Origin of the sequence: uncultured Cedecea sp. (genome assembly GCF_947498825.1) — a bacterium.
Taxonomy (GTDB): Bacteria; Pseudomonadota; Gammaproteobacteria; order Enterobacterales; family Enterobacteriaceae; genus JGM124.
On record NZ_CANMLV010000018.1, the window covers coordinates 1 to 26775 of the forward strand.

The 26775-nt window shown below is 42.1% G+C and carries 24 protein-coding genes and 2 pseudogenes; 16 read left to right on the top strand and 10 right to left on the bottom strand.

Features of this window, described 5'->3' with window-relative positions; genetic code table 11:
- Window positions 1-226: 226 nt before the first annotated feature.
- Window positions 227-553: an HNH endonuclease gene (locus Q1A40_RS16745; protein WP_367275757.1), complete on the bottom strand. Its 327-nt coding sequence runs from the start codon at window positions 551-553 to the stop codon at window positions 227-229.
- Between Q1A40_RS16745 and Q1A40_RS16750 the strand changes: the two are divergent.
- The 3 genes and pseudogenes from Q1A40_RS16750 (at window position 498) to Q1A40_RS16760 (ending at window position 3763) form a co-directional block, all read left to right on the top strand.
- Window positions 498-1648: pseudogene (locus Q1A40_RS16750) on the top strand (IS3 family transposase). The gene Q1A40_RS16745 and the pseudogene Q1A40_RS16750 sit on opposite strands and share 56 nt — an antisense overlap.
- 418 nt (window positions 1649-2066) lie before the next feature.
- Entirely contained in the window at window positions 2067-2489 is a 423-nt protein-coding gene (gene umuD, locus Q1A40_RS16755; RefSeq protein ID WP_300002243.1) for a translesion error-prone DNA polymerase V autoproteolytic subunit, read from the top strand.
- Window positions 2489-3763 (top strand): Y-family DNA polymerase, encoded by a 1275-nt coding sequence (locus tag Q1A40_RS16760; protein ID WP_300002245.1) that lies wholly within the window; start codon window positions 2489-2491, stop codon window positions 3761-3763. Before umuD ends, Q1A40_RS16760 begins: the two co-directional genes overlap by 1 nt.
- Window positions 3764-4023: 260 nt before the next feature.
- Here the strand turns inward: Q1A40_RS16760 and Q1A40_RS16765 are convergent, their stop codons facing one another.
- Complete coding sequence (locus Q1A40_RS16765) at window positions 4024-5052, bottom strand: hypothetical protein (RefSeq protein ID WP_300002248.1); 1029 nt, start codon at window positions 5050-5052, stop codon at window positions 4024-4026.
- A gap of 293 nt (window positions 5053-5345) precedes the next feature.
- On the opposite strand from Q1A40_RS16765, the gene Q1A40_RS23205 reads away from it, so the two are divergent.
- A complete protein-coding gene (locus Q1A40_RS23205; RefSeq protein ID WP_367275760.1) occupies window positions 5346-5561 on the top strand; it encodes a hypothetical protein in 216 nt (71 codons plus the stop codon).
- A gap of 446 nt (window positions 5562-6007) precedes the next feature.
- Here Q1A40_RS23205 and Q1A40_RS16770 read toward each other — a convergent pair whose 3' ends face one another.
- Both Q1A40_RS16770 and Q1A40_RS16775 read right to left on the bottom strand, forming a co-directional pair.
- Window positions 6008-6979: a ParB family protein gene (locus tag Q1A40_RS16770; RefSeq protein ID WP_300002251.1), complete on the bottom strand. Its 972-nt coding sequence runs from the start codon at window positions 6977-6979 to the stop codon at window positions 6008-6010.
- Entirely contained in the window at window positions 6976-8181 is a 1206-nt protein-coding gene (locus tag Q1A40_RS16775; protein ID WP_300002253.1) for an AAA family ATPase, read from the bottom strand. Before Q1A40_RS16775 ends, Q1A40_RS16770 begins: the two co-directional genes overlap by 4 nt.
- A gap of 590 nt (window positions 8182-8771) precedes the next feature.
- On the opposite strand from Q1A40_RS16775, the gene repE reads away from it, so the two are divergent.
- The 5 genes from repE (at window position 8772) to Q1A40_RS16800 (ending at window position 11679) form a co-directional block, all read left to right on the top strand.
- A complete protein-coding gene (gene repE / locus Q1A40_RS16780) occupies window positions 8772-9518 on the top strand; it encodes a replication initiation protein RepE (protein WP_300002256.1) in 747 nt (248 codons plus the stop codon).
- Window positions 9519-10241: 723 nt separating this feature from the next.
- The gene (locus tag Q1A40_RS16785) at window positions 10242-10493 is read left to right on the top strand and encodes an antitoxin (protein ID WP_300002259.1); all 252 of its coding nucleotides are present in this window, start codon (window positions 10242-10244) and stop codon (window positions 10491-10493) included.
- On the top strand, window positions 10490-10777 hold the full coding sequence (locus Q1A40_RS16790; RefSeq protein WP_300002261.1) for a type II toxin-antitoxin system RelE/ParE family toxin: 288 nt from the start codon (window positions 10490-10492) through the stop codon (window positions 10775-10777). The genes Q1A40_RS16785 and Q1A40_RS16790 overlap by 4 nt, the downstream gene beginning before the upstream one ends.
- A gap of 33 nt (window positions 10778-10810) precedes the next feature.
- Window positions 10811-11269, top strand: a complete 459-nt coding sequence (locus Q1A40_RS16795; protein ID WP_300002263.1) for a hypothetical protein — start codon at window positions 10811-10813, stop codon at window positions 11267-11269.
- Between the two features lie 158 nt (window positions 11270-11427).
- Window positions 11428-11679 carry a hypothetical protein gene (locus Q1A40_RS16800; RefSeq protein WP_300002266.1) on the top strand — a complete coding sequence of 84 codons (252 nt, stop codon included), beginning with the start codon at window positions 11428-11430 and terminating at the stop codon, window positions 11677-11679.
- Window positions 11680-11845: 166 nt separating this feature from the next.
- On the opposite strand, the gene Q1A40_RS16805 is transcribed toward Q1A40_RS16800, so the two are convergent.
- The 3 genes from Q1A40_RS16805 to Q1A40_RS16815 all read right to left on the bottom strand — a co-directional run bounded on the left by Q1A40_RS16805 (window position 11846) and on the right by Q1A40_RS16815 (window position 13650).
- Entirely contained in the window at window positions 11846-12625 is a 780-nt protein-coding gene (locus Q1A40_RS16805; RefSeq protein WP_300002450.1) for a site-specific integrase, read from the bottom strand.
- A 70-nt stretch (window positions 12626-12695) separates the two neighbouring features.
- Window positions 12696-13241: a hypothetical protein gene (locus Q1A40_RS16810; RefSeq protein ID WP_300002268.1), complete on the bottom strand. Its 546-nt coding sequence runs from the start codon at window positions 13239-13241 to the stop codon at window positions 12696-12698.
- Between the two features lie 52 nt (window positions 13242-13293).
- The gene (locus Q1A40_RS16815) at window positions 13294-13650 is read right to left on the bottom strand and encodes a hypothetical protein (RefSeq protein ID WP_300002270.1); all 357 of its coding nucleotides are present in this window, start codon (window positions 13648-13650) and stop codon (window positions 13294-13296) included.
- Window positions 13651-14224: 574 nt separating this feature from the next.
- On the opposite strand from Q1A40_RS16815, the gene Q1A40_RS16820 reads away from it, so the two are divergent.
- From Q1A40_RS16820 to Q1A40_RS16835, 4 genes and pseudogenes are all read left to right on the top strand, one after another.
- Window positions 14225-14842: a hypothetical protein gene (locus Q1A40_RS16820; RefSeq protein WP_300002272.1), complete on the top strand. Its 618-nt coding sequence runs from the start codon at window positions 14225-14227 to the stop codon at window positions 14840-14842.
- Window positions 14839-15633 carry a hypothetical protein gene (locus Q1A40_RS16825; RefSeq protein ID WP_300002274.1) on the top strand — a complete coding sequence of 265 codons (795 nt, stop codon included), beginning with the start codon at window positions 14839-14841 and terminating at the stop codon, window positions 15631-15633. Before Q1A40_RS16820 ends, Q1A40_RS16825 begins: the two co-directional genes overlap by 4 nt.
- A 120-nt stretch (window positions 15634-15753) precedes the next feature.
- The gene (locus Q1A40_RS16830) at window positions 15754-16224 is read left to right on the top strand and encodes a hypothetical protein (RefSeq protein WP_300002277.1); all 471 of its coding nucleotides are present in this window, start codon (window positions 15754-15756) and stop codon (window positions 16222-16224) included.
- 161 nt (window positions 16225-16385) lie between these two features.
- Window positions 16386-16792, top strand: a pseudogene (locus Q1A40_RS16835) (serine recombinase); the annotation flags it as partial.
- Between the two features lie 199 nt (window positions 16793-16991).
- Here Q1A40_RS16835 and Q1A40_RS16840 read toward each other — a convergent pair.
- From Q1A40_RS16840 to Q1A40_RS16850, 3 genes are all read right to left on the bottom strand, one after another.
- Window positions 16992-17756: a hypothetical protein gene (locus Q1A40_RS16840; protein WP_300002280.1), complete on the bottom strand. Its 765-nt coding sequence runs from the start codon at window positions 17754-17756 to the stop codon at window positions 16992-16994.
- A 371-nt stretch (window positions 17757-18127) separates the two neighbouring features.
- Window positions 18128-18892, bottom strand: a complete 765-nt coding sequence (locus tag Q1A40_RS16845; protein WP_300002283.1) for a hypothetical protein — start codon at window positions 18890-18892, stop codon at window positions 18128-18130.
- A gap of 590 nt (window positions 18893-19482) precedes the next feature.
- Entirely contained in the window at window positions 19483-22491 is a 3009-nt protein-coding gene (locus Q1A40_RS16850; protein WP_300002285.1) for a Tn3 family transposase, read from the bottom strand.
- Window positions 22492-22650: 159 nt separating this feature from the next.
- Between Q1A40_RS16850 and Q1A40_RS16855 the strand changes: the two genes are divergently transcribed.
- The 3 genes from Q1A40_RS16855 to Q1A40_RS16865 all read left to right on the top strand — a co-directional run bounded on the left by Q1A40_RS16855 (window position 22651) and on the right by Q1A40_RS16865 (window position 26760).
- On the top strand, window positions 22651-23232 hold the full coding sequence (locus Q1A40_RS16855; RefSeq protein WP_039187469.1) for a recombinase family protein: 582 nt from the start codon (window positions 22651-22653) through the stop codon (window positions 23230-23232).
- Between the two features lie 76 nt (window positions 23233-23308).
- Window positions 23309-24700 (top strand): SIR2 family protein, encoded by a 1392-nt coding sequence (locus tag Q1A40_RS16860; RefSeq protein ID WP_300002294.1) that lies wholly within the window; start codon window positions 23309-23311, stop codon window positions 24698-24700.
- On the top strand, window positions 24697-26760 hold the full coding sequence (locus tag Q1A40_RS16865) for an ATP-binding protein (RefSeq protein WP_300002297.1): 2064 nt from the start codon (window positions 24697-24699) through the stop codon (window positions 26758-26760). Before Q1A40_RS16860 ends, Q1A40_RS16865 begins: the two co-directional genes overlap by 4 nt.
- The last annotated feature ends 15 nt before the right edge of the window (window positions 26761-26775 follow it).

Genomic DNA, 26775 nt, shown 5'->3' on the forward strand with positions numbered 1-26775 from the left:
TGTCGGGAACGGGCGAGCACCGGCGCCAGCTTCCCTTGACGTCGACGCAGCCCGTCTAACGTGCGGGCACGGCACATCGACGCAAAGATACGGACATTCTTATGGCACTCACCCACAGGGTTGTTGGGTAGGAGTACCACCTTACGGCAAGCACTCCCCCCTAAAAACCGTACGTGCAAGTTTCCCTGCATACGGCTTCAATCACAACTAAGCCAAACCCTCCGATTCAGCCAGCAATTTTCCACTTCAAATTGGGGTTAGCATGGTGTTGTCTGTGACAATCTGGATGGAGCAGCCAGAGGTTCGAAACAGCATCGGAACCGCCATCAATTCGACGGATAAGATGATGAACATGCCATCGGGTGATTGCTGTTATAGCCCCGCCACAGACGGGGCAACGCCCAGACTGTCTATGCCACAGATACTTGAGTTTGAATAGACCCGGGTTTCGTAGACACTTTTTTGCCTCATAATGGAGGCCTAATGAAGGAGTGTTTATGTCAGTCAAAACGTTCACTGAAGAATTCAAAATTGAAGCCGTAAAACAGATCACTGAGCAGTGATACCCTGTATCTGAGGTCTCCTCTCGACTTGGTGTATCCACTAATAGTCTTTACGCCTGGGTTAAGCGCTACCAGAAGCCCGAGCCGCAGCGTAAGCAGGACGATGCACTTCAGCATGAAGTAAAGCGCCTCAGGCAAGAACTTAAACGAGTAACTGAAGAGCGGGATATCTTAAAAAAGGCCGCCGCGTACTTTGCAAGAACGTCAGGCTGAAGTACGCCTTCATTAAAAAAATGTCGTCCTTTTATGCTGTACGCAGGTTATGCATGGTTCTTGGCCTCCATCACAGCGGTTATTACCAGTGGCTAAAGCGGCCTAAATCTTTGCGTACCCGGCAAGATGAACGGCAAACAGGCTTGATTAAACAACTGTGGCTTGAAAGCGGTACGGTTTACGGCTATCGAAAAATCTGGCTCGATATGAAAGATCTGGGTGAATGCGTCGGACGTAACAGGATCGCGCGCCTGATGAGGCTCGCTGAACTAGCATCTCAGACTGGATACCGAAAACGACGCTATTACGGTGGCGGAAAGCCTTCTTTTGCCAGTCCAAATTACCTTGAACGCCAGTTCGTTGTCCCAACCCCAAATACGCATTGGGTGAGTGACATGACTTATATAAGGACGCATGAGGGTTGGCTGTATCTGGCTGTTGTTCTTGATCTCTTCTCACGCAGAGTTATCGGCTGGAGCATGGGCGGACGAATGACCGCTGAGTTAGTAATGGATGCATTATTGATGGCGGTATGGCGACGTAAACCAACGGCAGAAGTATTAATCCATTCAGATCAGGGCTCTCAATATACGAGCGAAAGATGTCAGCATTTTATGACAGCTCACAATTTAAAAAGCAGCATGAGTCGTCGGGGTAATTGCCATGACAACGCAGTGGCAGAAAGCTTTTTCCAGTTGCTAAAACGGGAACGCATAAAGAAACGGATCTATAAAAATAGGGAAGAAGCGAAGGCGGATATCTTCGATTATGTCGAGATGTTTTATAATGCTAAACGCCGCCACAGTGCCTGTGAGGATCAACCCCCTGCAGTTTATGAAAGTGCCTGGTTCATGAGGCACGGAACAGTCTAGGAAACTAGGGTCTATTCAGTTTATCAACGATTCACTTATGTTGACCATACCAATCAGCCTAGCCCTGCCCCGGATGAAGCTTCCAGGTCCACGTCTCACCTCACGGCAATACCTGCGATTCGGTACATTGTCACTTGAGCTTCACACCCCACGGTTACCCGCAACGCATGTCAAGTTAGGCTACCTCCCACGGAAGGAAGGGTTTCACTGCCAACTAGCAGTCTAGAAAACCGTCAGTCGCATGAAACAATTACATCATCAGCTTCGAGTCGCACATGCACTGTTTCTGTGGATAGTTTTGGCACCATTTTTTCAGGCAGAACAGCCACCTGGTTGAAACGGGCAAAATTTTCCTTGCAGGACAGCAAATATATCCAATAATACTGTATATAAACACATGTATCATGAGGTGTCCGTTATGTTGCGTTTTCTCTCACCGGCTTCCGATCCCACGCTGTTCACCGCGCCTTTATTTATTGAGCGTTGCCCGGCAGGATTCCCTTCACCGGCAGCGGACTATACAGAGGACGAACTGGACTTAAATGACTACTGTATTCGACATCCTGCTTCTACATTTTTCGTTCGTGCTATTGGCGACTCGATGAAAGACATGGGTCTTCAGTCCGGCGATCTGATGGTCGTCGACAAAGCGGAGAAGCCCCAACAGGGAGATATTGTCATCGCGGAAACAGACGGAGAATTTACCGTTAAGCGCCTTCAGCTTAAACCGCGTATTGCCTTGATCCCGATGAACCCTGCGTACCCTACTCTTTATCCGGAAGAGCTGCAGATTTTTGGTGTCGTGACCACATTCATACACAAAACTCGTGGTAACGACTGATGTTTGCCCTCGCGGATGTAAATTCGTTCTATGCCAGCTGTGAGAAGGTCTTTCGGCCCGACTTGCGCGATAAGCCTGTGATCATTTTAAGCAACAATGACGGTTGCGTAATCGCCCGCTCGAAAGAGGCAAAACGCCTGGGCATAAAAATGGGCGTTCCGTGGTTTCAGTTAAAATCAGCCGACTTCCCGGAGCCGGTTATCGCGTTCTCAAGTAATTATGCGCTGTACGCCTCACTGTCGAACAGGGTCATGTCCCATCTTGAGGAGCTGGCTCCCCGCGTCGAGCAGTACTCAATTGACGAGGTGTTTCTGGATGTCCAGGGCATCGACAGCTGCATGGATTTTGAAGACTTTGGGCGGCAGCTGCGCGAGCACGTCGGCAACGGAACCGGCCTGACAATCGGGGTAGGGATCGGGCCAACCAAGACGCTGGCCAAATCTGCACAATGGGCATCAAAAGAATGGCCACAATTTGGCGGGGTACTGGCTTTAACACCCGGAAATCCCCGGCGAACCGAAAAATTGTTGTCCTTGCAGCCCGTGGAAGAAGTCTGGGGTGTCGGTCGCAGGATCTCAAAAAAACTTGCCACAATGGGGATCACAACTGCGCTGCAGCTGGCGCGCGCCAATTCAGTTTTCATCCGGAAAAACTTCAATGTTGTCCTGGAGAGGACTGTCAGGGAACTCAATGGTGAGCCTTGTATCTCTCTGGAAGAATCCCCTCCTCCTAAACAACAGATTGTCTGCAGCCGCTCTTTCGGAGAACGTATCACCACCTATGAGGCCATGCGTCAGGCGGTTTGTCAGTATGCTGAACGGGGGGCGGAAAAGCTGCGCGGCGAACACCAGTACTGCCGACATATATCGGTTTTCATCAAAACGTCTCCCTTTGCCGCCAATCAGCCGTATTACGGCAACGTAGGCACAGAAAAACTGCATACCCCTACTCGTGATACCCGGGATATCATTAACGCTGCAGTGCGTGCTCTGGAGAGAATATGGATACCAGGGCATCGATACGCAAAAGCGGGAATAATGCTTAACGATTTTACTCCGACAGGTGTTTCGCAGCTGAACCTGTTTGATGATGCCCAACCCAAGGCAAACAGCGACAAACTTATGAAAGTGCTGGACAGTATTAATCACTCAGGTATGGGAAAAGTATGGTTTGCGGGACAGGGTATCAATGCAGGATGGCAGATGAAGCGTGAGATGTTGTCACCGGCATACACAACCAGATGGAAAGAACTACCAGTGGCTATATTACGATGAGCAAGCAACAGATTTCGCATGCGAAATATAAAGAGCCTAGTCACATCATTAGATGTTTATTAGAAAGCCGGTAACGCCGCGCATTGAAAAAAGCAGACTTGTAGTACGCAACCGAGCAGAACTCCAGCATCAACTTAACACAGGATACTGACGACCTATTCGTCAGATAATGTTTTCTCATAATGATGACCTCTCGCTGTAAATGAAGACATTAACAACATCAAGGTGCTCTAAAAAATGGGGCAAGTCACTAATGCAAATTAAGTTGAAGCTGTCATTCGATTGAGGATATATGCACAACTGTCGTCAATAGCTTGAGTAAGTTCTAAAAGATCTTTGCCATTCAAGTTTATGATTTTTGGATCGAATTGTTGCCAATTAACAAGTTCGGTATTTCTGAAACTTTTTGAGTCGTCATGCACAAAAATCTCGATAACTCCATATGGCTCGCCATCTAAATTTTCACCCGTACGGGTTTTAATGTAAAAGGATGCAATAATTTGAGACATAGCCTCTTCATTTTTCTCTACGCGGACGCTAAGACCACCTGATTTTAATTTTTCTTCAATCGATGTTCGGCAAAATTCATCATAAAATTCATATCCTTCCATGATAAGAACATCGTAGTGTTTTTTTGATTCTAAACCCAAAATACTCGGTAAAAAATCTTCTCTATGGAAAAGATACTTTAAAAGAGACTGCAATTCTTCAGTTAAATTGAATATTCTACTCGTTTCAGGATGAGTGGTGTTGACCTCATATATAAGACCCGATGTAATGAGTTTATTAAGCGAACGTAGATTTAGCCCACTCTTTTGGGAAGTGAACTTTACTTGTGCAGCAGTTGCTGATTTAAAACCGCTGATGGATGAGTTCGTCATGATGTAGAGTTTGCGAGCATACTCAATATCCAAGCAAGTAAGATCGCTTAATGCGTTAATATAAAAAAATTTTTCATCGTCGGAGATACAACTTCGAGCCAAACTGACGGTCAATCGAATGTAGTACTCGGTCTTTTTATCTTCATCATCAAGCACCAATTTTTTGACTAATGCTGAAAAATGCTCTCGGGATATTTCAACTTCATCTTCGCAAATTTCACCAATTCCCATGATGTAGTCATCGAAACGTTCACGGCACAACTGAGAATTTATCTCCGAAAACACCTTAAAAAATTGCTCCGCCGCCTGTACATGAGGTCCGGCAATTGGCACCATTTTAGCAAACTCTAAAGCTGCATTTTTCAGGGATTTCCGATGCTGCATCACACCTTTGGATAAGGTTTTCATAGTCATACGCCTTGGTATACTTAATGATTCAGTTTTTTTGAAATCATATATAAGAGCTATAAGGGCTACAACAACTACGTGAATACTTTCATCTATTAACAGATATTTCAGCTGTTATTGATAAGTATCTACTGTTAGCTCTTAGCAGCATTAAAGCATTAATAATTTCTGTGATGTTTTATAACACTGTGCTTTTGAATAGCGTCATGGTCTATCACCGCAACGTAGGCACAGAAAAACCGCATCCCCCTACTCGCGATAACCGGGATATCATTAACGCTGCTGTGCATGCCATGGACAGAATATGGATACCTGGGCATCAATGCGCAAAGGCGAGAATAATGCTTAACGATTTTAGACCGACAAGTTTTTCGCAGCTGAACTTGTTTGGTGATACTCAACCGAGGGCTGGCAGCGACAAACTGATGAAAGTTTTGGACAGCACTAATCACTCGGTCCATGAAAAAAATGTTTTTCAGGAGAGGAGAACAATGCTGTGTAGCAGATAAAACGAGATATATTGTCATCGTCATATACAACAAAATGGCCGGATATTCCTGTAGCGAATATCAGATAAATTTAAAAAATGAAATTAAACTTGGCGATTTCACCGTGAAATCCGAAAAAACACACCATTAAAATCAATTGATTAGACATAAAATCAGCTTGGCGAACATTTCAAGAAAAATCACAATCCAATTTAAAACCTTTGCCGAGGTAAATTACGGCCATTTATTCATAGCTAGGCAAACATACAGTTTCTAAGGCAGGGGATCGGCTAACGTAGTTTGCATATCCCCCCCTGCACATATGAAAAAATAACTGATATTTCTGCAATTATTGTTAGATAGATTTAAAATCTCACAATTTAACGCTTGGCGATTTCACCATGAAATTTACAATATTATTCGTTTTAAATTAATCAGTTACACGCCAAATGTACTTGGCGAATATTTCACATCGAATGGCGAGCTAAGACTTCGTTAATCGCCTGATCAAGTTCATGTTGAACCTCCTTTGACAGCCGACTAAATTCATAACTGAAATTTCTTCCTTTTACCCTTTTGCGAGCAAATTTATCCTTATCACTAAAATTCAATAACTGAGTGATAACTGATTTATCCTTAGAAGGAGGATTGATCAGAGATAACGATGCTCTTTGTATAAGCTTAAGAATATCTGCCTTTTTTACGTCTTCAGGTCGTTCATCATCAGAAATTATCTGGTGTAACGAATTTGATATTTCATCATTCAAAGACAAAAAAGAAATACCTTTCTCACTCAAGTTGCTATCGATTTCCATTAACAGTTTATAATCAGTAAACGACAGTTCAGACTGAACAGGGAAAAGGGAAATAATCTCTTGTGAAACAGATGCAGCCTGTAATGCTCTGGTCACTTTCGCCTGAGACAAGCCTTCAGACAAAGCAATGTCCTTTTGATTGAGACCAGAATTTTTCAATATCATCAGGCGCAATCCAATCTCTCGGATATTATGCTCTTTTGCTGTCTGAATATCTTTTGCAAGTAATCTAGCTTCCTCTGTGCTGAGCTGATCAGAGGTCACCATAACATTCAGACCTGTACCAGCGTGTATTGCTGAAGCTCGTCGACGAGAACCATCTAAAATTTCTATCTGTTCACCATTACGTACACCGATACAAGCAAAAAACTGATTAAATTTTATAGTCCGAAGAATATCCTTGAGAGACTCTTTTGTCAGAGCTGACTGGTCTCGTCCATTTGTTTCTTGTCTTACAAATGTCTTTTTTTCCACTTCAGAGGCAGGGATTACCTCAAGAGTAAACTTAACCCTACGACCAGAATTCAGCGTAAAGTATTGGGTTGTTTCAGCTGCTGAGTTTTCATCTGCATTCGTTTGCGAATTAAACTGTCTACCAATTGTTCTTCTATTTTTTGACATCATGCTTCCTTATTCGCTCTGATAAACTCAATGCGGTCAAATACCCCTTTTGCAAAATCTTCAGCTGCTATTCTGGAACTCTTCAATGCTTCTGAACTGCCATCATAGGTTGCTGGATTTGCAGAAATAACGGTATCAAATGTTTCACCACAGCGCTCAAAACCATCCAGTCTTGGCAAAACTACATCAAGCATATCTGCACCGAAAACTTCTTTTGCCTGACTGTGACAAATTTTGTGGTCGCTTTTATTTAGGAGTTTCGACATAAATCCAATATTTCCAATCAAATTACATTTATGTCCTTCAGCTTCAATACTTTCAATTAAAGCAGGGAGACTTGCTACAAATTTTAAAGAGGAATGAAAATCAACAGTTGCAGGAGGTAGAGGAGTCAATAGTAAGTCTGCTGCAGCGATACCATTTTTTAGAAAAGCATCAAGATGTGGACCGGTATCAACTAAGATGAAATCATAGTCGTGCCTCAGTTTATCAACAATGTTTTCTTTAAGAATGGCATGAACATTTTGTCCTGGAAGATATTCTGCACAGAGATCCTTCCATCTTTCAGCAATAAAGGCATCGTCAATTGATGCTGGAATAATGTCGACTCCAGGAACAACAGATTTAACGATGAAGTCAGAAAGGAGTTCTTCACGGCTTGCATTCTGCAGCATCGCTTGAGCAGCAGTGGTTTCAACCAAACCGATAGCATTTTGATGACTTAAAAACATAGTTAGTGAGGCTTGAGGGTCGAAATCGATTGCCAAAACTCTTAAGTCTTCAAACAACAAATGTGGATGAGCTCTTAAGGCATGCGCCAAAGAAGCAGTTGTTACTGTTTTTGAACCACCACCTTTAAGGTTAGAAACGTAAATGCAAAATGCCTCATGATGGCGATTCCTATACTTAGGCACACCTCGATGGTTATATAAATCAATGACATTTTGCAATGTCATTGCGTACTTAGTGGTATTTCCAGATGGGCGTTTGTTAAAAACATATCCCTGAGATTCCATCTCAGTTACTGCATATTCAACACTCCCTTTGCTTAGTTTCGGTAACTTATATAGTGATGCTTTACTATAAGCTTGGTAAAACTCGTTGAGTTGAAACTCATCTTTTTGTTGTTGAATATGCTCGCTTAGGGAGGACAACATTTTGTTCGCCCTAGAAGCAACTTTTTTTAGCTGTTCCAGATTATCCATGATCTCACCTTTATGATGTTTTTTATCATTTTGTACTAAAAACATCATAAAGCAATAAAAACATTATTTTTTCTTAAAATTTAATCAAAATTTGGATCTGCCTTACAGTTAGAACAAAATTTAGCCATTTAACTGAGAATGAAGCGAGCTATATACGAAACTCAAAAACTAGTAGCGCTCGCCGCAAACAATGACTAGCGGAGTCTGTCATTGTGAGGAAGCGCAATTTCTGCAATCAAGTAAAAACCACGGTCACTCCATACTGCCAGTAGTACTGATTGATTTAGCTGTTATCCACATATCCACGGGATATTTTTTATTAATCTTTTTATGATCATTTTTAAGATCCTTTTTAGAGCATCGATAAATCCAGTCACAGTAAGGCTCTCAGAGGAGTTAGTGTGACAATTTGCCCTTTATCTGTGACAAATAACCCTTAATAGAGCAATGTGTCTGTGACAACCTGCCCTCAACTATGTGACAAACTGCCCTCAGTTATCTTCCTTACCCACAGAGTTATGCTTAAAAGTTGACTATTACTGAATAGATGTGACAATAAATTTACTTGTCACATTTTATATGGAGCAGTAATGACAAACGTTCCTCTGATCAATCAGAAAAAGAGAAAAAACAGCCCACGAATAGTTCAGTCAAATGAGTTAACTGAAGCGGCTTACAGCTTATCTCGCGATCAAAAACGGATGCTGTACCTTTTTGTTGAGCAAATTAGGAAATCAGACGGAACACTTCAGGAGCATGACGGTATCTGTGAAATACAAGTAGCTCACTATGCAAAAACGTTTGGTCTTACTTCTGCAGAGGCTAGTAAAGACATCAGACAGGCATTAAAGGGGTTCGTTGGTAAAGAGGTTGTCTTCTATCGTCCTGAGGAGGATGTAGGGGATGACAAAGGCTACGAATCATTTCCCTGGTTCATTAAACGTGCGCATAGCCCTTCCAGAGGCGCTTATAGTGTTCATATAAACCCCTACCTCATACCTTTTTTTATAGGCCTGCAGAATCGCTTCACGCAGTTCAGATTAAGCGAGACGAAAGAGATTACTAACCCATATGCAATGCGCCTATATGAGTCTTTATGCCAGTACAGGAAGGCGGATGGTTCAGGAGTTGTTTCTTTACGTATTGATTGGATCATGGAACGCTACCAGTTACCACAGAGCTACCAGCGCATGCCTGATTTTCGGCGCAGATTCCTGCAGTCGAGCATAGATGAAATCAACAGCAGAACACCTATGCGTTTGAGTTATATCGAAAAGAAAAAAGGAAGACAAACATCACATATTGTCTTTTCTTTCAGGGATGTAGAATCAATTTAAGGTCAAAGTTTAAGGGGCTTCTGTCACAGTTGTGAGTGCAAATTGTCACAGTTGTAAGTGCAAATTGTCACGGTTAGCAGCTCGTAAGCGACAATTTCATCAATAGCATTACGGCTTATCAACTATTGAGTTGATTGCTATTCAATATAGTTACTCTCAAAGTGATATCTAACATCTTGCTGAATTTAACGCTTCGTATGAGGGTTATTTGTCACAGATTTTCTGAAGGTGATTTGTCACAGTACGTGATTGGTGAACTGCTCCCATTGAATGTCATACCCTGATTGATTACATTCTGATTTCATAACAGTGAACTCATCACAATATGCGTAGCGACTCTTTCATTGGCCTTTCAGTTCATCAATTGTATAAAGATCATATTGAGGACGCGCTAGTAGCTACGCCTACTCGGAACAAAAATTAATACTGTGGTTTTAGCGATACCGCTTGGTATTAGCGTCGGTATGTTTCAGAGGTCACAATGTAAACAGCCATATAGTGAAGGAACGTTACCCACATTGATTTGTCTCACCAACTCAGATAGCCCGTCACTTCGATAATAAAAGTAGCGTAAGTGGCCTTTTTATTGCCTCTCGTTTAATCCCCGCGTTACCTGCTTAAGGTTGTGATTCTACCGACCTTTAAAAAAACGATAAAAGACTTGTTAATAGGTCTTATTTCACGCATTATTAAGACCTATTAAACAGTCTTAAGAGGTGTTCTATGCCTAACATTATTTTGAGTGACACTAGCGCCAGCATCAGCGAATTGAAGAAAAACCCAATGGCAACAATCAGTGCTGGAGATGGTTATCCAGTCGCTATTCTCAATCGTAATCAACCTGCGTTCTACTGTGTTCCGGCTGAACTGTATGAGAAAATGCTCGATGCTCTTGATGACCAGGAACTGGTTAAACTTGTAACCGAACGTAGTAATCAAAAGCTTATCGATGTGGATCTGGATAGCTATCTATGACGTATCAGGTCAAGTTCAGGGAAGACGCTCAGAAAGAATGGTACAAGCTGGATAAGACCATTCAGCAACAATTTGCTAAGAAACTTAAGAAATGTTGTGAAAATCCACATATTCCGTCAGCAAAGCTGCGCGGAATAAAAGATTGCTACAAAATCAAACTACGAGCATCTGGTTTTCGCCTTGTATATCAAGTAATTGATAACCAGTTGATTATTGTAGTGGTTGCAGTTGGTAAACGCGAGCGAAGTGATGTCTATAATCTGGCTAGCGAGAGAGTTAGATAAACTTAGGAAATAACTCAATTAAAGGATTGATATATGGAATTGAAAAATGTTTATGTGAGACTCGAAAAGTTCGCAACGACCGCCCTTAAATCCTTTGTATTCTTTGGGGGCAGTTCAATATTTGCCGTTGCGTTTTTAGTGCTACAAAATTTTTTTCTTGGTCCTAAATTTGAAGAAATTACCATTTCAGTGCTCTTAATCACAGGCGCAGCGGCGGTTGTATCTGCTTTGACAGGGGGACTAATATTTAGTTATTTAGCTTTTTCTAATCCTTTATCAAACAAAAAAATTAAAAAATACAATGCTGAAATATTATATCATTTTAATAGAATTGAATTATTAAAATCTGAAGAATGGGAAGATATTGTTAAAGATTCAATGGGGGGTAAGTATAAGCGCATATCAAGTCAGCAATACCTCATCGATGAAAGGAATCGATTGATAAGACAACATGAGGAACGAATCTCTTTTTATAAAGAAATGCTTTTATGATTTGTTTAAACAAGTGAAACCGATTAAATAACAATCCGAAGCTAAGTGAAGTCACGTCTTTGACCTTAGCTCTACTGGTAGAGCCGGATCTGGCTTGGTAAAATGGCTGTTATGCGTCAAAAAGGGTGATAATTACACAATGAACACAGGATATAGCGATGAAGAACAATAATATTTTAACGCTTATTATCTATAACTATTACTTAGCAAAAGCACGATTTAATTCGATTAAACCGCTATTTATCAGTAAGTTTAATAATAGAACCCCCTTTCTTTGGATGGGTAATTTGAAATCAATCCGCTATTGTTATGCCGATGCCTACTATGAAACATATATTCTTCCTGTTGAATTAGAAGCTCATGACAGGATACAAGAAGAATACTTAGCACTAGCCCCGCATAGAGAATAATGCCACGAAAGTGACCTTTTTATTGCCTCTCGTATTATTCCTCTGACAATCAGATATACATGTTATTCTGTCCTTTCATACTAGCTTTACGAGAATTATCATGCTGTACAAAGAGTGTATTCGTTTTGTGCAGACTTGATTTGAGAAAAATATTTATAGTGACTGCCTAACGGTTATTTTTGAGCATCATCACAGCATCAGCCTCCGGCATATGAAACTGAACCCGGTGGCGTGCCGCGACATCGAGCGCAAACACCTTCGTGTACACTTCAGTCGAACTCAGCGACTTATGTCCCATCAGACTTTGCAATACCTTTAGCGGTATCCCCGCATACAGCATGTGCATGGCATAGGAGTGCCGGAATGTGTGCGGTGTGACGGGCACGGAAAATGTTACGCCATCATTCCCGGCAGCATCCACCGCTTCACTTATCCAGGTTCGGACAGTCCTGTCTGTGATTTCCCAGATACGGGCTTTCTCCGTTCGTCCGGTGCGTTTGTTTCGCCGTTCGAGAGGGATCTTCAGCGTGGCCACCATCATCTGCAGCTGGCTGACATATTGATGATCGGAGAGCGGAACGAGGCGATGTACCTGACTGCCAGCCGGAGCACGACCTGCTGTTCGGGCTGCTTTCTCAGCGCGTTGTTTCAGTGTGGCCAGCTGAACATACGGGTAGGGCGGAGCCAGGGAAAAATCCCCCCTGGTCAGAGCCAGAACCTCATTAATTCGTGCGCCGGTATTCCACAGCGTGGCCAGCAGCATCTTGCGGTGAAGGTCAGGAACATAATGAAGTAGGGCGCTGACTTCTGGTGCCAGTAGATACTTCGGCAATTCATCCTGTATTAAAGCCATTTGACGTAAAGCTAACGCGGCAGGATAGTCGATAGACACTGGCAGTTGCGCAGAAGGAATGGTCATACCCTGAACGGTAAGTGGCGATGGCATCATTATGTGTAACCCATACTGATTAAATCATTATGTTTCATAGCATCTCGTTCAGCCAAAAATATATTATTCAGGGCAGTGGCGCAGCCCGGAGGGTACAGGACATCACGTTGTCACCAGGAGTGTCCGGGCCAGGCAGAACCTCGTAATCGGGCATTGTCGTGATACGGAAAAGGCTGTAATCATCCCAGCTAACGGTCGAATCTTTCAGAATGGCAAGAAGTTCAGCTTCATAGGCGCGCGCATACGGTAGCGACAGTGTGATAGTCTGTGGATCAACCTCATTCCTCAGCCGCGTTTTTTCCAGCGTGGTAGTCAGACGGTATTTTTCCGTCCTGAAGGGTGACTGCCCGCCAATATTCGTCTGAGTGTACGTCATATCAAACACCATCCGGTCGCCTTCGTTCAGCAAAACCACTCCTGTCATCTGGCTTTCAACGGGGATAGGCTTGGCCACATCTTTGACCCGGATTTCAGTTAATCTGTTGCAGACTACCTGGGTTCCTGGCTTCTGAGTTGCGTTGAGTTCCCGCATTTCACTGAGCGTCGCTGCGCCAGCGGGCCCCGTCAGCACCGTGATCATGAGAAGAGGGACCAGTCCTCTCATCGTTGCCATGGTTCTTGCATTTCCAATCATTGCCGTACTCCTGTGATTAAAAATCCCGCTCTCATCTATCGTTATTTTCAGCAGTGTTCACGATTGCATCCACCGCCTTTTCGACAGAAAAGGACAACCTGTCCTTTGGTGAAAAATGCACCCAGTAGCACAGATGCGTGCCATAGTTCTGCCCGGTATGACGAGTTTCATAATCCACACTGAATGCGTAAATTTCCCGGTTGTTTAAATTCCACTGAGTGATCTCGCAATATCGTACATAAAGCTCTTTCAGTTCCTCAAAGAAACTCCCTTCACGGATCGGGCCTGATTCTTTCACAACCTCACGCTGATCCTTAAAATAAGCCACCGTGGCTTTTTTAGATTTGAATTCCTTCTGGCTAAACTTCACAGGTATTGAACGTCCCATCCTGAACTCCTATCTTGTCAGCACAATAATCACTCATCATAATTATTCAGTTCAACATTATTTCTGCCACCCCATAAAACAACGCTTAGAAATAATAACATTAGAATTAATAATCAGACTCATAGTCACCACTGGCAATTACCGGATACCCGTCGAGGCCTGATCCGACTTTTCCTTTATTCTACACTTTCCGGAAGTCACAAACCCGGATAATTGTCTCATCTCGCCATTTTTCACCCCGTAGTGTTATGTCCCGGAAAGGCAGATAACACAACATACAGTGTCATATCCAGCTGAACCACCTACTACATATTGTATCCGGAAAGGAATATACCCGGGAGGACGGGAAGAGATCCGGCTCCTGGGGTTTTCGGATCTTCATAGAAAAAGGAGAAACAGAAAGGTTTTTTTTACACAGGATCACTTGCTAAGAAACTCATTTATGATATTTTTATTTAAGATTACTTAGAAACTTAGAAACTTAGAAACTTAGAAACTTAGAAACTTAGTTCTTGATTCTTGTTTTATAAGTTATCAGGTGACAATAAATAATTTTCTCAGACAGGAGATAGTCATGCCTACGAAACATATCGATGACGGCACAGCCGCCGAACTTGACGAACTCTACGTTCGCTGTGTCACCCTAACGCAACAGCCGGTGAAAGAAGTGGAAGTGTTGCGTCTGGCGATCCAGACGGGGATTGGCAATATCACCGATAACGACATACTTTCTTCCATGTCAGTCAAAGACAGCGTATGGAAACGACTGGCAGAAAAGACCTGGTCGGAGATAACCGCCTGCTGGCCGGAAGACGTGATTGTAGCGCCTAGTTTTGAAAGACTGGCCGGGGAACATTCTGCAACATGGCAGAGTTTATCGTCTAAAACCTGCCGCGTTGAACTGATAAAACGGCTACGTGAAGAGCATTCAGGTTTGTTGTCAGAAACGGAGTGTCAGTTGTTCGGGTATGATTATGGCGGTATGACGGACGAACAACTGCAGGAAAAAGAAGCTGAAGATAAACAGAAAGATACGGAGTTTAGGGGAGGCCTTCCGTCACTGGCCGGGCGTATGTATTCCTCCTTGAGTGAACACGAGAAGTTGCTGGTACGCTATTATCACAAGAACATTAATTTCACCCCAGACGGACAGGGAGATTTTAAGATCCAGTATCAGGAAGACAACCCATGACTCTCCGTCAGATAATGCAGTACATTCGGATAAAGTGGGTCGGTTATCTGATCGTTGGTGTTGTGAGTGCCGGCCTGACCAGCCTGTGCTTGCTGACTTTTATTCTTTTTTATGAGTTATCCCGTACCGGCAGTGCAGCGGACTGGATTGTCTCTCTGGCAAGCGCAGCGATGGCAATCACCGCCGTATTTGCTTTTAAGGTAGCTCGTAGCTGGCTGCCACAGCTGACGACTCAGGAAGGCTACAAGCTGGCCATTGAGCTGGTCAATGACCACTATTTCTGGCTTGATGTGCAAAACCGGATACTGAACGATGTAGAACTTCCTGTCCGTTATATCCGACACCAGAACGACAGAACAAGCATGGGCGAGTCAAAAATTACAGTCGATGAGTTGATAGAAAAACTTGAGCTCACGGTTCTACTGCATAAGGAAAGACGTGACAAAATGCAGCAGATACGTTTTCGCCTTAATACCTATGGTCTTCGTGTTACTGGTGCGTTTGATGCTCGTTTTCGGGCACTGGACACCGCCTATATGCATGCCGCTGATGGTGCCGGTTCAATTTTGCAGATGTTGAAAGAGACGCGTGAACAGTTCAAAATACTTCCGTCGACAGACTCATCTTTATTATCGGATCAGCTCGTTCGAGATACGTATTTACCATTAGCGACCAGGTCGACTGAACAATATGAATTCGTTAGTGAACAATTCAATAAAATGGTAGAGAGCCATGCGTCTATTTTTTCCTCGAACCCCAGTATCGACAAGCTGTTCGAAATTAGAAGATAAAGCCCAGAAAACTGAATCACGGTAAGTATCTTACCCTCATTTCGTAGACGAAAGTTTGGTTTCTGAGTAAGAAATCTAGGCTGCAATCACAATCATATTAAAAAATAAAGGTTTATGACAATGGTAAAACAACGTTATCTTTATATTCTCTTAGGGGTAGCCATAGCAGTCCAAATTATATTTGGGGTTGTCATATATTGTTTTTTTGAGGACTGGGCTAAGAGCGGATCTTTTGGGGATACATTTGGCGCGGTAAACTCACTCTTCACAAGTCTGGCCTTTGGTGCCTTGATTTACACAATCATTCTGCAGTCAAATGAACTTAAAATTCAACGGGAAGAATTGGTCCTCACCAGAGAGCAAATCACTGAAGCCGCAAAGTCTCAAAAAGAGCAGGCAAAGTACACGCTTCTTAGTGCAAAGATTAGTGCCGCAATTTCGAAACAAGAGATTTATGCTAGTCACTATGTGAATGAAAAACAATTTCCAGAACATGAACAATTCAATTTCGGTCAAATTCGCCGCCATCTTGGTGAGTTAATGCAAGAGACTGACAGACTAATTGAGGAGGCTTCAAAGAAGATTGACTAGTTTTCCTGTCGGTAGAACTGGACGTTATAAAGCCGTATCATGACATAAAGGCGCCAGTCTATGTCAAATATACCTTTGTCGGTAATTGGCGCCGTTGCCCAGCATCATCGGTTTCGTTATGACAAGTTCACCTATTCCCCCCCCCCCCGTAAAGCCATACTGATTCCAGTTAGGATGCTCTCAGAAAACATAAGACTAACAATCAACTAGGAATTGTTAGTCTTGCTCTGCCAGCGAGCCACCTGGCGCTCACCAGTATGGCCAGCGATACCTTCACACGTAGCATGCTGAAAGCTGTGAATGGGATGATGTTAGACATGCTTGCGGCCATCGCACGAAAAGACTATGAAGACAGACGTCGCCGTCAAGCAGAAGGTATCAGTAAGGCTAAAGCTGAAGGAAAATATAGGGGCAGGGTGCCTGATGCGCAGAAGCACGAACTGATCCGTACTCTCCGATTTACTAACGGGAAATCACTCCGAGAAACTGCACGTCTGGCTGGCGTGTCAAAATGACAGTAATTCGCGTCTGTAATCGTACTCAAGGAGAGGAGAACGATCCTGTTTAGAGAGGGGTTAATGATGTAAAAAAACCAAGCTAAGCGATATCAAAAATCGATTTTGATACGCATTAGTTTCGAAACGGCTAAAAATTATATTTGAAACCGCTATTTTTTCCGAAATATTCAGTATCATAAACATTCAGGCTTAAGATTATTATTTTTTTAACATATGGTTATTCGCACGGTTGGCCCTCGAAAAGACCATTTACTCAAGTCCTAACAAGTAATAATCTTTCTCTCTTTTTAATATAGTTATATACTTATATATAGGTTGTACTGTTTTCACATATAATAAAATATCTCTTAAAACATCTGGATATTTTTCAATAATTAATAACGCACTCCTTTCTGACTTTTTATACTCATCCCCACCACCAATAAAAATCTCAAGCCTTTTCTGGGACAATATTGCATACTTCGGATTAATGCCATTTTCAAACTCAGTCTTATTCAGCGTATCAATGTCCTTGGCAAGTGCTTCTTTCAATGGTCGTGTTGCCATGAATAGCTCTTCGAATAAATCGTTATTATATATTTCGCTTCGATATAGTTTCCTTTTGCTTCTAACCCTTCTTAATTCCTGTGTATAGATGTCAGACTGCCTTCCATTTTCTTCAATTTTGTTAACAATTTTTTCTTCTCTTATTTTTAATTCATTTTCTTCATCATCAATGAGGAGCATTGAATTTAATGCTTTTATAATTTTCTTCGCTTCAGTGATAAAAAAATCCATTTCTTTTTCTGTCGGTTGATAACCACTATGAACAACTTCATTTCTAATGCGCGCGATTTCCATTATCTCCTTAAAGGAATTATTTTTCCTGAGCCCGAGAGAATTAATTAGCTTTATCATGCCTGTGCCTTTAGCTCCACATTTTTTTAACAACAGCTCAATCTCACTAGCATTATTAACTATAGTTTCAATCATAAAATCGCCCTTAACCTTGTTTGTATGTTTTTCATTATACACTTACATTCCAGAGATCATATGATCTCCATAAATTTTCAGTTAGTTAAACAGATATGTGAAGTAAGATGATGAACTAGATATGGTGATGTGAAATCATTCGGATAGTCGCCATCTTTAGCATCGATTAGAATTACATCAGTGAACAACTAAAACCTCTACTTACCAAAATGATGTCAAGAAACTCTACTGCAGGAATAATCACAACTTGAGCCATCGGAGCGTCGTTCTCTTCTTTTTACCTTTATCAACGGTAACATAAGCACAATTGACAGTAAAAAACTCAAGAATAAAATTGACCAACATCGTTTCTACACTGTTGGCCCTATAATCCCATACATAGATAAGACATATATATTTAAATTGATATCATTTTATATCTTTTTATCCCTTTTATTCTTCTTAGCCTCTGATTTATATCGTTCATTCTCGAAAAACGCCAAGGCAATATCGCTACCAGAAAGATATTTTTTTAAAATCTCATTCTCTTTTTTGTTTAATTTATTTGGTTTTTCATTTAGTTTTTTCATGAGCAGATTCAACGCAGTTATATCATCAGCCCCCATCTCAGAACACATAGCTTTATTTACACTCGAGTTATAAATAAAGACAAGTAATGCATTTTTATTTACTGTGTTTTTATTTATACTGGAAAGAATGAATCCCATATGTTCAGGTGTATATTGCTTATGACCTTTTGAAAATAAATTAATTGTTTTTTCATGATTATGTATGTCTGGTTTTTTACCTGGCAACGGTGTCGGTTTTGAAAAATTAGTTTCTTCTAGTGTATCTAAATAATATGTGAAATGTCTATTTGGACAAGTGGCTGACAATATTTCAATATTGTTGTATATGTAATAAATAGGCAAATTAAGATCATTCACAAAGTGACAGTTCATAACAAACTGATTGCTATCAAATTTAGTTAATTCGTTCTTTTCAAGATCTAAAACTTTGACCTCAAACATATAGATGTAACCATTATCAATAATTGAACAGAAATCTGCTGCGAAGCGATTAAGTCCCTCTCCTTGTTGGTTGGCATAGAAAGATAAATTACTACAGTCAATTTTGTTATCTTGGCAAATTGCTTGTAAAGCTGCCATTATTTGACTTTGAAGTTCATTTTCGGTCATAGAATACCTAATGAAAATAATTTGATTACATTATGTAATCAAAAATAATATCAAATTTTCTTGAAAATAAATAGGCATTTTTAATTATAGATAAAAATCATAAGGCGTTAATCTAATTGATGATGTTAAATAAATACACAATTCAATATTTTCAAGGCAAGAAAAAATATAAATTGCTGAAAAGGTCACTAAGCATCCCCCGAGAATTTTCGTCGGCTGAGGCCAGCTAAAGTCGAAAGGTCAAAAAACAGCCTTAACGTACAATAATTTTCTATATCCAAACTATCCCCTGCAACATAACTTTCCAGCCAAAACACACTGAGTGCGCTTTTACGCTATCAGCCTCCTTGTATCTGCATATCCTTAGCATAAGCCTGTTTTTTGTACATACTGCTATCTACTGAGCGTAACAACTATCACGATTCCTTCATCAGGATATTCCAGTCGGTTGTTCCGTACTCGATGTCGTCGATGATTGTCACCGCGTTAGTATCAAATATTACAGTCGTGGGTCCGTGAAGATATCTGTCCGTAAGTTCGAGTTCCCAGTCATAGATGGGGTTCGAGGGCCTGTGATGTAAAAAACCACGTTAAGGAGATAATTCATTGTTTATGTTGAAATTCAATGGCCTTAACTCCCCGTTCAGAATATCCTCTGATAACGAAAACGTATAATGGCCCAACATATTTATATGACCATGTATCAGCGGCGATAGCCTTGCCAGATGTTCCTCCTCAGGTATTTCGCCCGACTGGCGAAGATGTGACAGCGCCTCTTGCATGTAAAGCGTGTTCCACAACACAACCGCATTGGTCACTAGGCCCAGAGCACCCAATTGATCTTCCTGTCCCTCACGGTAGCGTTTTCTGATCTCGCCGCGTTGCCCGTAGCAAATGGCTCGAGCCACGGCATGACGTCCTTCCCCCCGGTTGAGCTGTGTCAGTATACGGCGTCGATAATCTTCATCATCGATGTAGTTAAGAAGGTACAAAGTCTTATTGACCCGCCCAACTTCCATAATCGCTTGGGCCAGACCTGATGGTCGGGTACTCCTCAGTAGTGAGCGAATAAGCTCAGATGCATGGATGGTCCCCAGCTTTAGTGATCCCGCCATACGCATCATTTCATCCCATTGAGATTCTATCTTTGTCTGCTCTACACATCCCCGCGCAAGCTCATCTAGAGCACCATAATATGCTGTTTTATCTGCCCGCCAGAATACCGCCTCGCCTGCATCTGCCAGGCGAGGGGAAAATTGATAGCCCAGCAACCAGAACAGGCCGAAAATGATATCGCTGGATCCTGCCGTGTCCGTCATAATTTCTACCGGACTTAGCCCGGTCTGTTGCTCAAGGAGTCCTTCCAGAACAAAGATGGAATCTCGAAGCGTACCGGGAACGACAATGCCGTGGAAACCAGAATACTGGTCGGAAACGAAGTTATACCAGGTGATACCACGTCCTGAACCAAAGTATTTGCGGTTTGGTCCGGAATTAACCGTTTTTACCGGTGTAACAAAACGCATGCCATCAGCGGAAGCAACTTCACCACCGCCCCAGTATCCTGCAAGCGGTAGCGTCGACTGAAAATCAACCAACTTAGCATTAGCACTGACCAGCGTTTCTGCCCGCAGATAATTTTGTTTAACCCAGCTCAACCGATGACGAGTAAGCGCAGGAATATTATGTTTTATCAGAGATTCATGCCCTATATTGCAGGCTTCCGCCAACAATGTAGCGCACAGACTGACGTTAAGATCTTGTGCGCGAGCACCTGATTCACTGACGTGGCTGAATTCACGGGTAAAACCGGTTCTGGCATCAATTTCAAGCAACAACTCGGTCAGATCGACGGGAGGGATCAGTTCCCTGATCCTGCGATTCAATTGTATCAGTGCCGGTGGTTCATCTAGTTTATCCAGACTGCTGATCGTCAATGAGGGATACTTACCCTCATTGCTGATGTTGACCGCAGTGTTATGTGCAAAACGCAAAGCGACCGATTTCCATGTTTCATCAAGCCGCGTAGCCAGTTGTTCTGCTGCTTTAATTCCGTCTGTTGGATGACCCAGAGCCCGACATACCGGGATCCGTTGCGCCTGCCATTCAGCCCCCTGAAGCAGTTTCTGACGTGGATCACCCCACCTGTCGCTGTTTTCCAGCCAGATATCACGGCGCCGTAAAGAATCCTGAAGACGTTCCAGCAGGCACAACGAATAACCAGCACGTAGAATCCGACCATCTCTGTCGTAGACCAGGCGTTTCCAGGGGCCGGAAATGATTTGCTCTGGTGCATCGTCGAGAATGCGTTTTTTTGAGCCATTCAGTTCGGCCAGATAATGGATTGCTGACAACGTGTGTTCGCCCGCTGGGGCAGCCTGGAAGTGTAAGTCACGCAACATCGCGTACAGGAACCGTTTTACCCGTCCATATTGTTCCACCATTTCATCCTGAAAGTGGGTATCCTGTGGCCGAGCTAGCTCATTTACCTTACCAACAGACTCGACCAACCTGTCCTTCGGTATACAGCGAAAAATAGCCTGCCGCAATGCTGCATTATCAGTGTTCTCATCAAGTAATAGCGTACATGCCCGCGCCAACAATAATGCAGCACGATCAAGATCCTTCAGGGTTCTGAGTCGCTTTTTTTGTCCGTTATTTTTAGCAGAACGCGTAATATCCAGTATCAGCATATCCAGTACATCCACAGCCTCGTCCAACGCCAAAACTTCCTGCGCTTTCACAAACGCGGTAAGCACCGCCAGCCGTCGCTCTTCAGACATTCGAGCTATATATTTTACCGAAGCCATCCCGGCATAACGGGCCAGATTTCGCAACTGGATAGAGGGAAGACCAGAGAAATTCAGTCGTGAAAATTCCAGGCTGCGCAGTCTGGTATATCGCTCAAGTGCGTCTGTAAAGGCCGGTCCACTGACTGTAACAGGACCTTTTCGCATCTCTTCCAGTATCGATATACGCTGCCCCTCTGGTATTTCAAGTAAACCGTCCAGTTGTGCTTTCTGCCAGCTGTCAGGCAACAAAGCCAGCATCCGCCACAACCGTCGACTTGCCCGTTCACGAATTTCACCAATCAACCGGGTCAGTGTTGAAGCCGCAGGTAACAGGATCTTATTTTGCAGCAACCATGCAGTGGCAAAATCAAACAGCAAGCCAGGACGTTCGTTGCTGAGCCACGCCCGAGTATATAGCAGACGTTTCAACCTGAACGTCCAAGGGAAATCACCAAAATCATGATAATCATAATGGCGCTTGATAAGTCCCTGATGCTCCCAGCGGGTATTCTCTCTTTCGGCATATCGGGAAAGTATCTCTGGTCGACGGATGTTCAGCTGCGTAGCAATGTAAAAACGGATAATTGAGGGAATTTGAAGAGGATCAGAAAGAAATGTTCCCAGGAAGCGTGCTGTTGTTAGCTGTAGAGCGATTCCCAGTCGGTTATGCGTTCCCCGTCGCAGGTTGATAAATGAGAGGTCACGCTCATCGAGATGAAAATACCGGGCCAACTGAACCTCATTTGGCTCGGCCACATAGCGACCGTAGTTTTCTGTCTGCTCTCTGGTCAGAAAGTCATCACTCATTGCGCATCCTTTCGTAAACTGGCGATCTGTTCTATTTTTGATAGTCTCAGATGTTATAAATTTTGAGACCAATGAAAACTGCCCTAAACATGAGTATCAAAAATCGTGATTTATGCCTTATGATACTACGCAGTATCAATATCGATTTATGAGACCAAAATGGCATTATTAGGGTATGCAAGAGTATCAACCAGCCATCAGAAACTGACGAGCCAGGTTACTGAGCTCAACACAGCGGGAGTGAGGGATGATCGAGTGTTTACTGACATGATGTCGGGAGCAACTGATGAGCGCGAAGGGCTGCAGCGACTCCTTGCCAGAGCGGAGAAAGATGACATTATTCTCTGTACAAAAATGGATCGTCTTGGACGTAATACCGCAGATATGATTCGCATCGTGGATACTTGCTATAAAAAAGGCATCGCTATTCGCTTTCTTGAGAACGGCCTTAGTACTGAAGGCACTATGGGAAAAATGGTCATCCAGATACTAGCTGCTGTTGCCGAAGCGGAACGTGAAAGGATCTTGGAACGAACTAACGATGGACGGCAGGCAGCTATGATTAAGGGCGTCAAATTCGGAAGAAAACCTCATAGAAAGGCTGAATTAGCTAATGAATTGATCAATAAGGACGTACAAGTAAAAGAGGTAATGGAAAAAACGGGTATATCACGGGCGACGTATTTTAGGCTGAAAAGAAAAACGGTTACTAACAATATTAATCTTTCCAATAATAAATAAGAAAGATGAGCATTCTTAAAAACCTGAACGGCTTCTATTTAGCAATATTTAAACTCGAAAAAAGGATGTATTCAAATTGAGTCAATATTTAAAGCTTGGCGATGACCAGTCTCCGGTTCAGTTGGACCCACACAGCGAAGTTGGTGCATTTAAAGTCGTTGGACACTGCGCATGGGCAAAACCAGAAGATAAAATCACACCTGACTTTTTGCGTTCAAGAGTAGAACCTTGGTTAACTGCACTTTTTCAGTCTGAACACTTAAATATACTTATTGGCGCCGGCCTTAGTTCGGCTATCCAAGAGTCAGCGACCGGCACCAAACCTCAAGGTATGGGATGGATTGAAGATCTCAAAGTTTGTAAGGCTGAAATAGACAGTTATGTAGCTAAAACAGCAGACGCCTCAGGAAGGGGAAAGGGTAATATTGAAGATCAGATTCGTTCAATTAATGAGTTGATTAAAGGACTAGAGATTTTAACGGTACAAAACCTACCGGTTCCACCATCTCCACCAGGTGCTCCCTCATATCGAAATTTAAAAAGTGAGTTAGTAGAGTTAAATAATGAGCTAACAAGGTGTCTGAAATTATTTTCAGACTCAGTTAGTTATGGTGAAAAATTAATTCGTGATGCAAACAACGATTTAAAAACAGAAACATTTAATTATTTAGTAAGTTTTTTGATGAGTTTTTCAAGTCGAACAGCAACTAGGGATCGATTACATATTTTTACGACAAATTACGACAGGATAATTGAAACGGGCGCTGAAATAGCAGGTCTTCGTTTAATTGACAGATTTGTCGGTACTATAGCACCAATTTTTAGATCTTCTCGGTTAGAAGTGGATTATCATTACAACCCACCAGGGATTCGGGGTGAACCAAGATATTTGGAGGGTGTGGCGCGATTTACTAAATTACATGGTTCATTGGACTGGTATGCTACTGAAGGGGCTATAAGGCGTTTTGGATTGCCATTTGGAGCCTGTTCGGTTGAACCCTTTTTACAGGTGGAAACTACCGGAACTGCAAATTATCAACAATTAATGATTTATCCAAATTCAGTTAAAGACCGTGAAACATCAGAATATCCTTATGTTGAGCTATTTAGGGATTTAGCATCTGCAACATGTCGTCCTAATAGCACCTTGGTAACATATGGTTATAGTTTTGGCGATGAGCATATAAATCGGGTTATTATTGACATGTTGACAATACCCTCAACGCATATAGTAATAATTGCATACGGTGATCCACTTGGTAGAATCATGCGTTTTATAAACGATAGTGGAAGAAAAGCTCAAATATCTTTATTGCTTGGTGATCACTTTGGAGATATAAAGAAATTAGTAGATTTTTATCTTCCTAAAGCCGCGATAGACAGATCATCAATTCGTATGGCGGAGCTATTGAAGTCAAGAGGTTTGTATCGTGCAACTACCTCAAATAATAGTGGGGATTCCGAATGAACTCATTTCCCATTGAACAAGGTGAGCAACTCAGGGTAGGTACTGTAGATTTTGTTTCACCCAATGAAATTAGAGCACTATTAGATATCGATTCACCTGATGCTGTCGCTTTGAATGCAGGCACACCTAGAAATTTTCCTAGAGTAAACAGCTATGTATTAGTCTCATGTGATAATGGTTACTTAGTTGGGCAAATAGAGTGGCTTGCAGTTGAGCATTCACCTTATCCTAAACAAAGAGATATTCAAGATTTTGGTCTAGTAAACCTACCATTTCCTCGAAAAAAAATAAGTTTAAATCCAGTCGGAACTCTTAAACGCTTTTCCAAAGATGGTACTGATTATTTTAAATTTCAACGCGGCTCTGAATCATTTCCTTCTATTGGTTCAGCTATTTTACTACCAACAGATTTACAGCTTAGATCAATTGTCGAGTCTGGTGATAATAGACGAATAGTTATTGGGCAAAGTCCACTTACTAACAATGCTAATGTAGCCGTAGACCCTGATAGATTATTTGGTCGTCATATAGCAGTACTTGGTAATACTGGTAGTGGTAAGTCTTGTTCTGTCGCAGGATTAATCCAATGGTCACTCGAAGCTGCAATGGAGTCAGAAGTAAAACCAAACGCCAGATTTATTATATTAGACCCCAATGGCGAGTATGTACGTGCTTTGGGACCAACTACAAAATTTAAAGGCAGAATTTTTAAAGTCGAAGCTGGGGAAAATGAGCATCAACTCCAAGTGCCATCTTGGTTTTGGAATAGCTCGGAATGGGCATCATTTACGCAAGCGAGTCCTAAAGCCCAACTTCCTTTACTAAAGCGTTCTCTAAGGGCAATGAGAAACGAAGATTTTGAACTTGAAACAACCTCAAATATAGAAATAAAACGTTTTCTAGGGAATGTTCTCATAACCTTAAAACATGATAAAAGTTCAGGGAAACCCTTTGGAGCTTGGGGGCCTGCAAAAGGCTTTAACGAGATAATGGGTAAATGGATTGAAAGCTTTGAAGGATACAGAGATAAACTTGGAAATAACAACTTAACGAATGTAATCACAATAATGTCTAAATATAGACAAGATAGGAATGTACAGTACGCAACCATGCAAGCGACCGTGCCTGAAATAGATAGCATTATCGAGAGTGTTACCTCTGCATTTAGAGAGTTCGGAGGGTTTGAGAAAGAGTTACTACCAAAGAATGAAGATATACCGTTACCATTTGATGGTAATAACTTGGTTGCCTATTTAGAAGCTCTTGCTCAAGAAAATGGCAGTGAACAATATGTTGAATATTTGGTTGCCAGAATACGCACCATGCTCTCAGATACAAGGATGAGATCTGTTACTAATGATGCTGATAATCGGATTGACTTAGCTAAATGGTTAGAGAAATATCTTGGTACCGATTGTTCAAGAGATGATAACAGTTGTATTTCTATAATAGATCTATCTCTAGTTCCAAGCGAAATTACTCACATTGTTACTGCTGTGATTTCAAGGATTATTTTTGAATCATTGCAACGCTATAGAAGACTATATAATAAATCTTTACCTACGGTACTTGTAGCTGAAGAAGCACATACATTTATTAAACGGTATCGTGATGACTCTGAAAATCAGGATGTCGCAGCTGTTTGCTGCCAAGTGTTTGAGAAAATTGCACGAGAAGGCAGAAAATTTGGTCTTGGGATGGTGGTTTCCTCGCAACGACCATCAGAATTATCACCTACAGTTTTATCTCAATGTAATACTTTTCTTCTGCATCGAATTAGTAATGACAAAGATCAGGAGCAAGTTCATAAAATGGTACCTGATAATTTGCGAGGATTACTCCGTGAGTTGCCTTCACTGCCATCCCAACATGCAATACTGATGGGCTGGGCATCTGAGCTTCCTGTCCTGGTTAAAATGAAAAATTTGACGAAAGATCAGCAACCCCATTCTGATGACCCTGACTTCTGGGATGTTTGGACAAGAAAGTATGCTGATGGGAAATTGGTCGAGAGAACTGTCGATTGGGGAGCTGTTGTAAAGGAATGGCAACAAAAGTGATCTGCGGCAGAAAAT

Coding starts and splice junctions, on each gene's coding strand:
- umuD (WP_300002243.1), top strand. CDS start 2,067: ATGTTGCGTTTTCTCTCACCGGCTTCCGATCCCACGCTGTTCACCGCG.
- Q1A40_RS16760 (WP_300002245.1), top strand. CDS start 2,489: ATGTTTGCCCTCGCGGATGTAAATTCGTTCTATGCCAGCTGTGAGAAG.
- Q1A40_RS16765 (WP_300002248.1), bottom strand. CDS start 5,052: ATGAAAACCTTATCCAAAGGTGTGATGCAGCATCGGAAATCCCTGAAA.
- Q1A40_RS23205 (WP_367275760.1), top strand. CDS start 5,346: ATGGACAGAATATGGATACCTGGGCATCAATGCGCAAAGGCGAGAATA.
- Q1A40_RS16770 (WP_300002251.1), bottom strand. CDS start 6,979: ATGATGTCAAAAAATAGAAGAACAATTGGTAGACAGTTTAATTCGCAA.
- Q1A40_RS16775 (WP_300002253.1), bottom strand. CDS start 8,181: ATGGATAATCTGGAACAGCTAAAAAAAGTTGCTTCTAGGGCGAACAAA.
- repE (WP_300002256.1), top strand. CDS start 8,772: ATGACAAACGTTCCTCTGATCAATCAGAAAAAGAGAAAAAACAGCCCA.
- Q1A40_RS16785 (WP_300002259.1), top strand. CDS start 10,242: ATGCCTAACATTATTTTGAGTGACACTAGCGCCAGCATCAGCGAATTG.
- Q1A40_RS16790 (WP_300002261.1), top strand. CDS start 10,490: ATGACGTATCAGGTCAAGTTCAGGGAAGACGCTCAGAAAGAATGGTAC.
- Q1A40_RS16795 (WP_300002263.1), top strand. CDS start 10,811: ATGGAATTGAAAAATGTTTATGTGAGACTCGAAAAGTTCGCAACGACC.
- Q1A40_RS16800 (WP_300002266.1), top strand. CDS start 11,428: ATGAAGAACAATAATATTTTAACGCTTATTATCTATAACTATTACTTA.
- Q1A40_RS16805 (WP_300002450.1), bottom strand. CDS start 12,625: ATGCCATCGCCACTTACCGTTCAGGGTATGACCATTCCTTCTGCGCAA.
- Q1A40_RS16810 (WP_300002268.1), bottom strand. CDS start 13,241: ATGGCAACGATGAGAGGACTGGTCCCTCTTCTCATGATCACGGTGCTG.
- Q1A40_RS16815 (WP_300002270.1), bottom strand. CDS start 13,650: ATGGGACGTTCAATACCTGTGAAGTTTAGCCAGAAGGAATTCAAATCT.
- Q1A40_RS16820 (WP_300002272.1), top strand. CDS start 14,225: ATGCCTACGAAACATATCGATGACGGCACAGCCGCCGAACTTGACGAA.
- Q1A40_RS16825 (WP_300002274.1), top strand. CDS start 14,839: ATGACTCTCCGTCAGATAATGCAGTACATTCGGATAAAGTGGGTCGGT.
- Q1A40_RS16830 (WP_300002277.1), top strand. CDS start 15,754: ATGGTAAAACAACGTTATCTTTATATTCTCTTAGGGGTAGCCATAGCA.
- Q1A40_RS16845 (WP_300002283.1), bottom strand. CDS start 18,892: ATGACCGAAAATGAACTTCAAAGTCAAATAATGGCAGCTTTACAAGCA.
- Q1A40_RS16850 (WP_300002285.1), bottom strand. CDS start 22,491: ATGAGTGATGACTTTCTGACCAGAGAGCAGACAGAAAACTACGGTCGC.
- Q1A40_RS16855 (WP_039187469.1), top strand. CDS start 22,651: ATGGCATTATTAGGGTATGCAAGAGTATCAACCAGCCATCAGAAACTG.
- Q1A40_RS16865 (WP_300002297.1), top strand. CDS start 24,697: ATGAACTCATTTCCCATTGAACAAGGTGAGCAACTCAGGGTAGGTACT.